A 12,435-nucleotide genomic window follows, 5' to 3' on the forward strand; every position below is an offset into this window, starting at 1 on the left:
CATTATGCAACGTATCCTCACCATCATCGGCGCCAGGCCGCAATTTATCAAGGCCAGTGTCGTCTCACGGGCAATCGCCGCCCAGTCTGGGCTTGAGGAGGTTATTCTCCATACCGGCCAGCATTTTGATGCCAATATGTCCGAGGTTTTTTTCGAGCAGTTGGCCATCCCGCGTCCAAACTATCTGCTCGACATCCATGGTGGCACGCACGGGGCCATGACGGGCCGGATGCTTATGGAAATCGAGACTGTCATCCAGCAGGAGCGGCCTGATCGCGTCTTGGTTTACGGCGACACCAACTCCACCCTGGCCGGTGCCCTGGCCGCTGCCAAGCTGCATGTGCCGGTGGCCCATGTGGAGGCGGGCCTGCGCAGCTTCAATATGCGGATGCCTGAGGAGATCAATCGGATTTTGACCGATCAGATCAGCGATGTGCTGTTTTGCCCCACCGAAGCTGCCGTGGCTAATCTCAAGCAAGAAGGTTTTGCCCACAAGCAGGTGCACGTGCTCAAGGTTGGCGATGTGATGCAGGATGCCGCGTTGTTCTTTGCCGAACGGGCCATGCCGCCTACCGGCCAGGAAGGGCGGGCAGGTTTCGTGCTGGCAACCTTGCACCGGGCGGAAAATACCGACGATCCACACAGGCTCGCTGCCATTGTGGAGGCATTGAATATCATCCACCGTGAGGTTGCGCCGGTGGTGCTGCCCTTGCATCCGCGAACCAAGGGGGCCATGGAACGGGCCGGACTGTCGCTTCTAGCTGAGGTGATCGACCCGGTCGGCTATTTTGAAATGGTCTGGCTGCTCAACCATTGCGGCCTGGTGCTCACTGACAGTGGCGGGGTACAGAAGGAGGCCTTCTTCTTTGGCAAGGCCTGCGTTACCATGCGTGATCAGACCGAATGGGTGGAGTTGGTGGAAAGCGGCGCCAATGAATTGGCCGGCGCGGATAAAACGGTGATTGTTGCTGCCGCCAAACGCCATTACGGCCGGCACATGGTTGACGATGGCGCGTTGTATGGCGGCGGTCAAGCAGCAGGTCGCGTGGTCGAAGCACTGGCAGCAAGAGGTTTGTGATGGCCGGGCAGAAAACTATCTGGCTCATCAACCAGTACGCCTCCACGCCGCAAACCGGTATGGGAGGTAGGCATTATTATTTAGCGAAAGAATTGGCCAAGCAGGGGCACAAGGTGTATCTGGTTGCGGCCTCCTTTACCCATCTTTTACGCGAACCGCCCACCATGGATGCAGCCTTTAAAATGGAGGCGGCTGAAGGCTTTCATTTTGTGTGGGTGCGGATGCCTGAATACCATGATGCCCATGATAAAAAACGTGTGTTGAATTGGTTTATATTTGCCTGGCGGTTGTTGAAGTTGCCTCGAATCATTGCGGATAAGCCTGATGTTATTTTGGCATCTTCGCCAGCCCCCTTTGTTTTTTTGGCCGCCCAGCGTTTGGCTCGAGAAATGGGTGCGCGTTTTGCCTTTGAGGTGCGGGATATCTGGCCCCTTTCTTTGATGGAATTGGGGGGGTATTCTCGGAATAATCCGATTATTCGTATCATGCAATGGGTTGAAGATAAAGCCTACCGGTATTCGGATGTGGTGTTGTCCAACCTGCCTTATGCGGTCGACCACATGGTGGCACGCGGCATGGATCGAGACAAATTTGCTTGGGTTCCCAACGGTTTTTCCCTGGCGGATGTGTCGTTACATGTGCCTTTGCCTGAGGCTGTGCGGGCGCAGATTCCGCAGGATAAATTTATAGTTGGTTATACAGGCACATTGGGTGTCGCCAATGCTCTGGATACATTGATCGGGGCTGCCGCGATTTTAAAGGACCAGGCGGATGTGGTCTTTGTGCTTGTTGGCGGCGGCAAAGAAAAAATAAGGTTGATGAAAAAAGATCAGACACTGCACAATGTCGTGTTTGTTGACCCTATTGCGAAAACGCAGATTCAAACGATGTTGGCACAGTTTGATGTATGTTTTATTGGTTTAACAAAAGATCCATTATTTAGGTTTGGGGTTTCACCTAATAAACTGTTTGATTATTTTTATGCCGGAAAACCAATTTTGTATGCGATTGAATCAGGTAGGTATTTGCCTGTCGATGAAGCCAAAGCCGGTATAAGCATCCCCGCTGAAAATCCCCAGGCGATTGCCGAGGCGGTTTTACAACTCAAGGCCCTTTCGCCTGAAGAGCGTGCTCGGCTGGGGCAAAATGGTCGAGAATACGCCCTGGAAAACCATGACTATGCTCGGTTGGCTGAAAAACTCGCATCCGTGTTGTTGAACGATAGATGCTGAAACGTTTTTTTGATTGCACGGTATCCTTAGCCGGCCTGGTGATTCTTTCGCCTGTTGTTGCCGTGATAGCTCTATTGATTCGCTGGAAGCTCGGGACGCCGGTGTTGTTCCGTCAGCTCCGCCCAGGACTCTATGGTAAATCTTTTGAGATGGTGAAGTTCCGTACCATGCGTGATGCCATGGATACGCACGGTAACCTGTTGCCCGATGAACTGCGGATGACTATGTTCGGCAGCGTCTTGCGAGCCGCCAGCCTGGATGAGTTACCGGAGTTGTGGAATGTGCTCAAGGGAGAGATGAGCCTGGTGGGCCCGCGTCCCTTGCTGATGGAGTATCTGCCACTTTATTCCCCTGAGCAGGCTCGCCGTCATGAGGTTCGCCCTGGCATCACCGGCTGGGCCCAGGTGAATGGTCGCAATACCCTGAGCTGGGATGAAAGATTTAAGCTGGATGTCTGGTATGTTGACAATCGTTCGTTGTGGCTGGATATCAAGATTCTCTGGCTGACCATCAGAAAGGTGTTGGTTCGTGAAGGGATTAGTGCGCAAGGCGAGGCAACGATGCAAAAATTTCGCGGCAATGATGTCGAGGGGGTTTAGCCATGAACAGGCGATTGCTGATTCTCGGGGCCAGCGGTCATGGCAAGGTGGTGGGTGACTGTGCCCGTGCGGTTGGCGCCTGGAGCGAGTTGTTGTTTTTTGATGATCGCTGGCCGGAGCTGACTGTATGTGGTTCTTGGCCAGTGGTGGGACGAGGTGAGGATTTGGCGGCCAATGTTCTGCCGGGTGACCAGGTCTTTGTGGCAATCGGCAAGAGTGCGACACGATTGGAATGGCTGGATCGCTTAAAAGGAGCGGGCCTGGATGTGACGACAGTGGTTCATCCATCGGCTATTCTCAGTCTGGAAGTGTCTGTTGGAATTGGTTCCTTGGTGGTGGCGGGTGCGGTGGTGAACATTGATTGTCTGATCGGTAAGGGGTGTATCGTGAATACTGGGGCAACGGTCGACCACGATTGTATTTTAGGGGATGGGGTGCATATTTGCCCAGGTGTGCATCTGGCTGGTGATGTTCAGATAGGGGATGGCAGCTGGATTGGAATTGGCAGCTCGGTTGTCCAGGGTATTCGCATTGGCGCCGGCGTTATGGTGGGTGCGGGTGCTGCGGTGATTGATCATGTGGCGGATGGTTTGACTGTGGTCGGTGTGCCGGCTCGACCAATTAAAAGTTGTTGAGAAATGAGTATGCTGAACACTCCCTTTTCCCCCTGGCCTTTCTTCACCAAGGAAGAGGCCGACGCCGTCAGCCGTGTTCTGCTTTCCAATAAGGTCAATTACTGGACAGGTAACGAAGGGCGGGAGTTTGAGACGGAATTCGCTGCCTGGTGCGGGGCTGAGTATGCCGTGGCGCTCGCCAACGGTACAGTGGCTCTGGATCTGGCCCTTAAGGTATTGGGTGTCGGTGTTGGGGATGAAGTGGTGGTAACGCCGCGCACTTTTCTTGCCTCGGCTTCCTGTGTGGTGACAGCCGGGGCAGTGCCGGTTTTTGCTGACATTGATGCGGAGTCCCAGAATATTACTGCCGAGACGATCCGGGCCGTGCTCACTCCCCGCACCAAGGCAATCATTTGCGTGCATCTGGCCGGCTGGCCGTGCGATATGGACGCGATCATGGTCTTGGCTGCGGAAAAGGGGTTGTATGTTATCGAAGATTGCGCCCAGGCCCATGGGGCGCACTATAAAGGGCGGCCGGTGGGTTCCATCGGCCACTTTGGCGCTTGGTCGTTCTGCCAGGACAAGATCATGACCACGGGGGGCGAGGGTGGCATGCTCACCACCAACCGTCGGGAGTGGTGGGAGCAGGCGTGGGCCTACAAGGATCATGGCAAGAGCTGGTCGGCAGTCTACGAGCGGAAACATCCACCCGGATTCCGCTGGCTGCATGAATCCTTCGGCACCAACTGGCGGATGTTGGAGATGCAGGCGGTGATCGGCCGTATCCAACTGCGCCGCATGCCAGAGTGGCATGCGAGACGTCAGCGCAACGCCGAGGCTATCCTGGACGCCGCTCGAACCTGTGCCGCCCTGCGGGTGCCTGAGGTTCCTGGTCATGTCGAGCATGCCTGGTATAAATGCTATGTCTTTCTACGCCCGGAATGCCTGGCCCCTGGATGGGATCGGGACCGTATCATGACGGAGATCAACAGCCGTGGTGTACCTTGTTTTTCCGGATCATGTTCCGAGGTTTACCTGGAAAAGGCCTTTGACGGCATGGGCTGGCGTCCGGCGAAACGCTTGCCTGTTGCCAGGGCTCTGGGGGAGACCAGTTTGATGTTTTTAGTCCACCCCACCTTGACGGATGAAGAAATCGAGAAGACGTGCAGGGTGGTGGCGGCGGTGATGGAGGAAGGGACAAGTAAAGGGTGAGGTGTGAGGGTACGTCATTGCGAGCTAGTGTCTGTCCAGAAATGGCCCTTTCGCCCGATCTCGGCGTCATGCTCAAAAAATAATGCTCGGAATATCGCATATATGCCTGCGCTTATTTTTTTCGCAGTCCTTGATCTCGAACGAAATGACCTATTTCTGGACAGACACGAGCTAAGCGCGGCAATTCAGGGAGGTGTTGGGCTGTGGTGCCCCATTGTGCTTTCTGGACTGCCGCGTCGCTTTGCTCCTCGCAGTGACGGTGGGGGGATTGTTTTGTGTTGAGCGGGGTCGGACCGAGGCAACTCGTTGAAGTTATAGTGTGATAACTAGAAATCATGGTAGATTTTGGCCTTAGAACAGCATTTTGGGGTTCAAAAATCAGGTTTTAACAGATGAGCGGGTAACTGAACGAATCCAGGGAACATTGATTCTCAGAATGCCTTCTTGTTTGATCCCGTCTTGGATGTGACGTAACTATCCAGCAGCACCGCATCTGCGTCGGAGTCTCGCAGGCTTCTGCCTAGCAGCTACGGCGCTGCCGGATAGTTACGGTTTGGGTTGTTTTTGTTCGTTTCCGGCCTTGAGCTGAATAGTTACGATGTGACAAAGTTCGTAACTTGTGCTTCTTCCTTTTCCGGGACATTTTTGCAGAATATGTTTTTCGACAAGATCACTTAAGTCTCGACTGGCTGTTACTTTACTGCATTTCGTCATTCCTGCATATTTTCTGGTTGTCATGCCTCCTGCAAATCTTTCTCCGGCATCCAGCAGCCGGTTGATTGCCTTGTGTTGTCTTGCATTGAGGGAAGTGTTCGTATGGTGCTGCCAAAAATCAGCCTTCAGGGCAACTCTTTCAACGACCCATTCTGATTCATGGATGGCGGCTTTCAAGGTCTGCAGAAACCATTGCAGCCAGCCGGTTATATCCAGTCCGTCTTTGCCTGCAGCCTCCAGAATACGATAATACCCTTTTCTGTCCATGCTGATATGCTTGGAGAAGGAGGCAAGCTGCATGACTGCCGGATAACTTTCCGCCAGTTGGTAATCGGTAATGGCCCTGCCGATTCGTCCGTTACCATCGTCAAAAGGATGGATCATAATAAACCACAAGTGCGTGATTCCTGCCTTGATCAGGGGCTCCTGTTCATTGTTGCTGTTGACCCAGAAGAGAAATTGATTCATCTCTTTGGCCAGGATTTCTTGTGGTGGAGCGATGTAATGAACCGTCTGCCTGCCGAACGGGCCGGAGACAATCTGCATTTCCTCTTCGCCACGGTAGCGACCGACCCGAATTTTTGTCAGCCCTGAATAGCCGGCAGGAAACAGGGCTGCATGCCAGCCGCAAAGTCTTTCTTCAGTTAATGGCCGGCGCTGCTTGCTTCGGGCATCAAGCAGCACGGAGACAAGGCCGTCCGCCTGGGCGTCCCATTCCGGGCAATCTCCGGGCAGACCGAGTCGCCTGCGGATTGATGCCCGAACTGAACTGCGGCGCAGGACTTCTCCCTCGATGGCAGATGTTTCCATGGCATCATCTGCCAGCACCTGCTCCTGAACGGTCATCTGTTCTTCGTTGTTCAGTGTGCGATAAATGATATCCAATCTGCCTGCCAGTCGAGAAACAGCGGCTATGTCTGCGAGCAATACCTTGGCATCATACGAAAATGCAGGCCAGTTGCGGTGTTGCCATATCCAATGATTTGTTTGCATGTGCTAATCGTATCAAATTGTATATGAATAGGCAAGATAATCGTATCATGTTTCGATGATGAGCAGGGGCAGAATTTTATGATCACCTCGAATGATCGGCAAAAGCTGGCGGAATTAGTATTGCTGCACGCCTCGCAGTGACGGGGGTGGGGCGAAGGGCGGAAGGATGTAACCCGTCGCATCCGGGAACGCGGGCGACCCACCGGGTCGCCCCTACGGGGTTTGCATTCGGTAATCCATTATCCGCCGTTGGTTGCCCCTTTCCTCGTTCCAATGCGCCGCATGGGATGGCTAAGGTGAGCTGACGGTCTCGGCGGCGCCTATCGAAGTTGATATTTGATGAAAGTACAAAAAAAGAACGGAAAAGGGGACGCAATTTCTCATTCAGCCTGCAACAAGAAAGCAAATACCCTTGACTTTTAACTTTAGAATAATAGAAACACCCTTGACTTTTTATGTTGAACAGGTGTAATGTTTAGTGCCTTGTAGCTTATTTTCTTGTTTTTTGCGTAACTGTCCAGGGTTTTTTCAAGTTTTTTTGCCCTTTGCTGGATAGTTACTTTTTTGTAAGAAAATAAGCTGCGAAAGGCACTTGTCCCGTTCATTGGGGTTAGTTGGTTGCAGTTTGATATACACTCTGTACCAACACGTCTGAAGCAAGGGAGAATCATGCATGCAACGATTAGCTGAAAAACAGATTGCAGGCTGGAAAGATTCGCCGCGTCGTAAACCACTGATAATTCGTGGGGCTCGCCAGGTTGGGAAAACATGGCTTGTCGAGAATGTTCTGGCAAAGCAATTTCATAGTTTTGTCAAAATAGATCTGGAAAAACGCCGCGATCTGCACCCTCATTTCTCCGGGAATCTTGAGCCTCAGTCGATACTGAAGCATCTGGAATTGACCACTGGTCGAATCATACCCGGTGAGACGCTTCTTTTCTTTGATGAGATCCAGGCCTGTCCGCGCGCCCTCATGGCATTACGCTACTTTCATGAAGAGATGCCGGAACTTCATGTTATTGCCGCCGGGTCATTGCTGGAATTTGGCTTTGGCGAGATATCCATTCCTGTCGGCCGCGTGCAGTATCTGCACATGCATCCGATGACATTCTACGAATATCTGCTGTCAATGGGCAAAGAGCAGATGGCCGAATACACTCTGGAGCAGTCGGACAACGTTGCAGGTTCTATCCAGGAAATCATCCTCAGGGAATTACGGATCTATTTCTTTGTTGGCGGCATGCCTGAATGTGTCAAGACCTATCGTGACACCGGTTCCATGGTTGAAACCTTTCAGGTCCAATCAGAAATTCTGGACTCGTATCGCGATGACTTTTCCAAATACACCCCTCATATCAATACGATCTGCCTGGATGCAGTTTTTTTGAACGTGGCAAAAAGTATTGGAGAACAATTAAAATATACACGTTTGAATGATGGGCATTCAAGCCAGATGAATCGTAAGGCGTTTGATCTGCTGGTCAAGGCGAAGGCCGTTCATAAAATTCCGGCCTGTGACCCAAGTGGTTTGCCGTTAGGCGCAACAGCCAACCCAAAGAAATTCAAGGCATCCATGCTCGACATAGGGCTTATGCAGAGACTCTGTCAGGTGCCGGTTGAACTGGAATTGCAGCAGGAAAATCTTCTGGCGATGTACCGGGGAAAACTTGCGGAACAATTTGTCGCCCAGGAACTACTGGCCTGGCATAGTTCAGAGTTGTTTTATTGGGCACGAGAGGCCCGTGGCAGTAGTGCTGAGGTTGATTTTCTCGTTGTTCGGCAAGGAAATATTTACCCGGTAGAGGTTAAATCGGGAGCAGGCGGGAGTCTGCGAAGTCTGCACCTTATGCTTGAAAAATATCATAATTGCCCGCAAGGGTTGGTCCTTTATAGCGGTACGAGCAATAAACTATCTGACCAGAAACTCCAATTCCTCCCACTCTATTGTGTCTCGACGATTGGAGACCAACGACCGGACGTGGTTTGAGCAGGGAGAAGACCAGTATGGACCAGTATGGGGTCAGGCTTCCAAGTTGACAAGTTGAAGCTGCAAAGATATATTCCAACGTATGGCACGGAAACCACGCATCCATCTTCCTGGTGGAATCTATCATGTTATTTTCAGGGGAAACGGTGGCCAGGACGTATTCCTGACCGAAGCTGACCGCTATCGTTTTTGCCTGCTTCTTCAAGAGGGGAGCCACCGGTTCGGATACCGCATCCACGCCTTTTGCCTTATGGGTAACCATATCCACCTTGCCTTGCAAGTTGGCGATATCCCCCTGTCCCGCGCCATGCACAATCTCTCCTTCCGCTATACCCGCTGGATCAACTGGCGGAAGCAAAGGTCGGGCCATCTCTTTCAGGGGCGCTACAAGGCCATCCTCGTGGATGGTGAGAGCTATCTTCTTGAATTGGTTCGCTATATTCACCTCAATCCGGTGCGGGCAGGCCTGGTTGTAGATCCTGAGGAGTACTCCTGGAGTGGCCACCGCGCCTACCTGGGAAAAGAAACACTCCCCTGGTTGACCACCGATTGGATGTTGGGCCAGTTTGGAAAATCGGTTACCAAGGCGCAAGCAGCGTACATGGCTTTTGTCCTTGAGGGAGTGGGTGAAGTTCGCCGACCCGATTTTCATGGTGCCGGCGTCGATTCGCGACTTCTCGGTGACGACAACTTTATGGACAGATGTCTTTCCGGCTCAGGGGAGATGCCGCTTCGCTTGATCGCCCAACAAATCATCGACCAGGTGTGCCTGGCATATCATATTGATGTGAGCATTTTAAAGGCCAAGTCACAGCAGAGAACTGCATCGGAGGCCCGGGCGATGGCAGGCTGGCTGGCCCGTGAATCAGGATGCGTGACCCTTTCTTCAATTGCCAAGCTGGTGAACCGGGATGTGGGGAGTATCAGTTCAGCCGTGCGCCGCTTGTCGGATCGTGTTCAGGATGACCCGGTACTTGCTGAAAAGATGAGGTCTCTGCAAATAACGATGCAAGGAGAAACTTAACAACTTGGAAGCCTGACCCCGTTGTCCCTTAGCGTTCTCCTTTTAACGCCCATTGAAAATGAGGGGTGCTTTCCTTTTGCTCAATGCAACCATTGACAGTCTGATTTTTTCGGTATACATAAAGTTATATTAACTGTAACCTTATGTGGACCGTGGTGGCCTATGCAGCCGATTAAGCAACTGGCAAAGATTCTTGCTGAACTTGCGGATGATGAACATTACCTCTTTTCCCTTGCCGACCTGAAGGGTGCAATGCCCGAACAGAGTCAGGGTGGATTCAAAGCGCTGGTATCCAGAGGGGTAAGGGATGGTTTGCTTAAGCGTATCTGCCGCGGGGTGTACCTGTATCCGTCGGTTGATTATGCCGGTGGATTGGTGCTTTTTCACGCGGCTGCGAGATTGCGGGCCGATGCGTTTAATTATATCAGCCTTGAGACGGCGCTCAGCGATGCCGGAGTGATTTCTCAGATTCCTATGAACTGGATCACCTTGATGTCTTCCGGTCGCAGTCACATTGTAAATTGTGGTGAATTCGGTCGGATTGAGTTTGTTCACACCAAGAAGCAGCCGGAGAATTTGACGGATCACCTGATCTACGACTCACGTTGCCGTTTGTGGCGTGCATCCGTTGCCCTGGCAATAAAGGATATGCAGGCTACCAAGCGGAGTACCGATTTAATCGATTGGAATGCAGCCAATGAACTTGTTTGATCAACTTGTCCTTCAGGCAACGAAAAATAAGGCTGAGCTTGCGCCGCTGCGTGCGGTGGTGGAGAAAGAACTTCTCCACCACGATATCATTCGCGAAATGAGTGCAGCCGGGCTTCTCGACACCCTGACCTTTATCGGCGGGACTTGCCTGCGGGCCTGTTATGGCTCTCATCGGTTGAGTGAGGACTTAGATTTTACAGGGGGAAAGCACTTCAACCGTGCGACGCTGAGCGATTTGGCTGCTGTTCTTGTTGACAGCCTGGAAGCGAAATATGGCTTGCAGGTTACGGTGGGTGAACCGAAGAAAGAGACGGGGAACGTTGATACCTGGAAGATGAGCGTTATCACCAGGCCGGAACAAAAGTCGCTGCCTTCCCAACGAATAAATATCGATATTTGTACCCTGCCCAGCCATGATCGGCGGCCGATGATGTTGCGCAACCATTATGGCGTCGAAATGGGGACCTCCAGCCTGATCATCCAGGCGCAAAGCCGTGAAGAAATCCTGGCTGATAAACTTGTTGCCCTGGCCTTACGGGCAAACCGGCTGAAGAATCGTGATCTTTGGGATATTGTCTGGCTTAAGCAGCAAGGTGTTGATCTGCCGCTTGATTTGATCCCGAAAAAGATTCTGGATCGTCATCGGAGTACGGCGGAATTTCTGGATTTGCTCAATGAACGGAAGACTCGATTACAGCTGGATGCAGGGTTACGTCATGATTTTATTCAAGAAATGAGACGATTCCTGCCTGTGCGCATCGTGACGGAAACGATTGAGAATGAAGCGTTCTGGTCGTATCTGACCAGCATTGTCTGCGCGGAATGTGAACAGGTGGCGCAGTCACTCGGGAACGTTTCTGAACCGCCCAGGTTTAAGATGTAAGTAAGGAATGGGGGCGCCGGCAGTATGGGGTCAGGCTTCCAAGTTGTTAAGTCGCAACCCCGGGGTTTGATCTTGAATTATCAGTTTTTGGAATACCCCGTGGAGCTACTGGGAACTGGCCGCCCGCTATGTCGAGGCCTTTGCCGGGCTGGCCACATCTACTGCTTGAAAATGAATATATAATCGGTTATTTTCCGTTTAATTATGCATTTTTTGAGAGAAACGGAATGGAAAAACTGCTTCGTCATCTGGGTAATGTTCCTTTTGGTCACGAGGTTTTGTTGTCGGTGCTGGCGGGCTATCGCCGTCCCAACGACAAAATAGCCGACTGGCTGGCCAAGGGGGTGCTGTTGCCTTTATGTCTTGGGCCCGGAGGAGCGGGCAGAGCCGATACCGTTGCCTCTGGTGGCCAATATTCTGTATGGTCCTTCCTATGTGTCGCTGGAGTTTGCCTTGAGCCGATACGGCCTGATTCCCGAAGGGGTGTTCGATGTTACTTCGGTGACCTTGAAGCGCAGCCGGGTAATGACCACGCGCCTGGGCCGATTCTCGTATACACATTTGCCGCCTCCGGCTTACGGGATTGGGGTGCGAATGGAGCAGGGAGAGGGCGGAGTATCGTATTTGCTGGCTTCGCCCGAGAAGGCACTGTGCGATCTGATCATGCTGACGCGTCGGCTGCCCCTTATGTCGGTATCCGGCATGCTGACTTGGCTGCTGGAGCATTTGCGGATGGATATGGAGATGCTGCGGGAGATGGATCGGCAGGTTGCTGGTGATTGTGCTGCCGCGGGATACAAGTCGCGGCATTTGCGGGTGCTGGCCAGGGCATTGGAGACTTTATGACCCCGACGGTGGTTGAGCAGATGCTTGAAACGTTACCGCCGCGATACCGATGCGGAGGTGACCCATGCCTTGCGCGAGGTGATGCAGCAAATCGCCCTTGCCGCCTGAACCGTGGGGGGGTTGCCAAAGCCGCTTTTTATGGCGGCACCTGTCTGCGTATATTTTATGGTCTTCCCAGGTTTTCGGAGGGTCTGGACTTTTCTTTGCTGGCGGCGAATCGGGAATTCACTTTCGAGCCGTATTTCAAGGCGTTGCGCGAAGAGTTCGCGGCCTTTGGTTTTGAGGTGGATATTGTGGAAAAGTCAAAGTCCGCGACTTCCGATATTGCCTCGGCATTCCTGAAAAAGAGTTCCAGTTGCTGAATTAATTCATTATTATCATGAATAGAAGGTCGCAAGGTGCAAAATGAATGGGGGAGGCAAGATGGGAAAAGCAAGAGGTGAGGAAAGGATATCGTCATTGCGAGTGGTTCGCGGCAATCTACCCCCATCCGTCATTGCGAGTGGAGCGAAGCAATCCAGGTAATAGTGGCGGCTCCTGAG

11 protein-coding genes and 1 pseudogene are annotated in these 12,435 nt (G+C 52.4%); 11 read left to right on the forward strand and 1 reads right to left on the reverse strand.

The window, feature by feature from the left end:
- Window positions 1-4: 4 nt before the first annotated feature.
- The 5 genes from BM485_17060 to BM485_17080 are packed head-to-tail and all read left to right on the forward strand — an operon-like array spanning window position 5 to window position 4,735.
- A complete protein-coding gene (locus BM485_17060; GenBank protein ID OKY73765.1) occupies window positions 5-1,078 on the forward strand; it encodes a UDP-N-acetylglucosamine 2-epimerase in 1,074 nt (357 codons plus the stop codon).
- Window positions 1,078-2,310 (forward strand): glycosyltransferase WbuB, encoded by a 1,233-nt coding sequence (locus BM485_17065; protein ID OKY73766.1) that lies wholly within the window; start codon window positions 1,078-1,080, stop codon window positions 2,308-2,310. The genes BM485_17060 and BM485_17065 overlap by 1 nt, the downstream gene beginning before the upstream one ends.
- The gene (locus tag BM485_17070; protein ID OKY73767.1) at window positions 2,304-2,909 is read left to right on the forward strand and encodes a sugar transferase; all 606 of its coding nucleotides are present in this window, start codon (window positions 2,304-2,306) and stop codon (window positions 2,907-2,909) included. The genes BM485_17065 and BM485_17070 overlap by 7 nt, the downstream gene beginning before the upstream one ends.
- Before the next feature lie 2 nt (window positions 2,910-2,911).
- Entirely contained in the window at window positions 2,912-3,544 is a 633-nt protein-coding gene (locus BM485_17075; GenBank protein OKY73768.1) for a hypothetical protein, read from the forward strand.
- Between the two features lie 9 nt (window positions 3,545-3,553).
- Window positions 3,554-4,735 (forward strand): aminotransferase, encoded by a 1,182-nt coding sequence (locus BM485_17080; protein ID OKY73769.1) that lies wholly within the window; start codon window positions 3,554-3,556, stop codon window positions 4,733-4,735.
- Window positions 4,736-5,281: 546 nt separating this feature from the next.
- On the opposite strand, the gene BM485_17085 is transcribed toward BM485_17080, so the two are convergent.
- Window positions 5,282-6,442 (reverse strand): hypothetical protein, encoded by a 1,161-nt coding sequence (locus BM485_17085; GenBank protein ID OKY73770.1) that lies wholly within the window; start codon window positions 6,440-6,442, stop codon window positions 5,282-5,284.
- A 673-nt stretch (window positions 6,443-7,115) separates the two neighbouring features.
- Here BM485_17085 and BM485_17090 point away from each other — a divergent pair.
- From BM485_17090 to BM485_17115, 6 genes and pseudogenes are all read left to right on the forward strand, one after another.
- On the forward strand, window positions 7,116-8,429 hold the full coding sequence (locus tag BM485_17090; GenBank protein OKY73771.1) for a nuclease: 1,314 nt from the start codon (window positions 7,116-7,118) through the stop codon (window positions 8,427-8,429).
- A gap of 82 nt (window positions 8,430-8,511) precedes the next feature.
- The gene (locus tag BM485_17095; protein ID OKY73772.1) at window positions 8,512-9,453 is read left to right on the forward strand and encodes a transposase; all 942 of its coding nucleotides are present in this window, start codon (window positions 8,512-8,514) and stop codon (window positions 9,451-9,453) included.
- 162 nt (window positions 9,454-9,615) lie between these two features.
- A complete protein-coding gene (locus BM485_17100) occupies window positions 9,616-10,164 on the forward strand; it encodes a hypothetical protein (protein ID OKY73773.1) in 549 nt (182 codons plus the stop codon).
- Window positions 10,151-11,047, forward strand: coding sequence for a hypothetical protein (locus tag BM485_17105; protein ID OKY73774.1), 897 nt, complete (start codon window positions 10,151-10,153; stop codon window positions 11,045-11,047). The genes BM485_17100 and BM485_17105 overlap by 14 nt, the downstream gene beginning before the upstream one ends.
- 227 nt (window positions 11,048-11,274) lie before the next feature.
- Window positions 11,275-11,893: pseudogene (locus BM485_17110) on the forward strand (hypothetical protein).
- Complete coding sequence (locus BM485_17115) at window positions 11,890-12,255, forward strand: hypothetical protein (GenBank protein OKY73775.1); 366 nt, start codon at window positions 11,890-11,892, stop codon at window positions 12,253-12,255. The pseudogene BM485_17110 and the gene BM485_17115 overlap by 4 nt, the downstream one beginning before the upstream one ends.
- Window positions 12,256-12,435 lie beyond the last annotated feature (180 nt).

This window comes from Desulfobulbaceae bacterium DB1 (assembly GCA_001914235.1).
In the GTDB taxonomy this organism is placed as follows: Bacteria; Desulfobacterota; Desulfobulbia; order Desulfobulbales; family SURF-16; genus DB1.

Coding starts and splice junctions, on each gene's coding strand:
- BM485_17080 (OKY73769.1), top strand. CDS start 3,554: ATGCTGAACACTCCCTTTTCCCCCTGGCCTTTCTTCACCAAGGAAGAG.
- BM485_17115 (OKY73775.1), top strand. CDS start 11,890: ATGACCCCGACGGTGGTTGAGCAGATGCTTGAAACGTTACCGCCGCGA.
- BM485_17100 (OKY73773.1), top strand. CDS start 9,616: ATGCAGCCGATTAAGCAACTGGCAAAGATTCTTGCTGAACTTGCGGAT.
- BM485_17075 (OKY73768.1), top strand. CDS start 2,912: ATGAACAGGCGATTGCTGATTCTCGGGGCCAGCGGTCATGGCAAGGTG.
- BM485_17090 (OKY73771.1), top strand. CDS start 7,116: ATGCAACGATTAGCTGAAAAACAGATTGCAGGCTGGAAAGATTCGCCG.
- BM485_17065 (OKY73766.1), top strand. CDS start 1,078: ATGGCCGGGCAGAAAACTATCTGGCTCATCAACCAGTACGCCTCCACG.
- BM485_17095 (OKY73772.1), top strand. CDS start 8,512: ATGGCACGGAAACCACGCATCCATCTTCCTGGTGGAATCTATCATGTT.
- BM485_17060 (OKY73765.1), top strand. CDS start 5: ATGCAACGTATCCTCACCATCATCGGCGCCAGGCCGCAATTTATCAAG.
- BM485_17085 (OKY73770.1), bottom strand. CDS start 6,442: ATGCAAACAAATCATTGGATATGGCAACACCGCAACTGGCCTGCATTT.
- BM485_17070 (OKY73767.1), top strand. CDS start 2,304: ATGCTGAAACGTTTTTTTGATTGCACGGTATCCTTAGCCGGCCTGGTG.
- BM485_17105 (OKY73774.1), top strand. CDS start 10,151: ATGAACTTGTTTGATCAACTTGTCCTTCAGGCAACGAAAAATAAGGCT.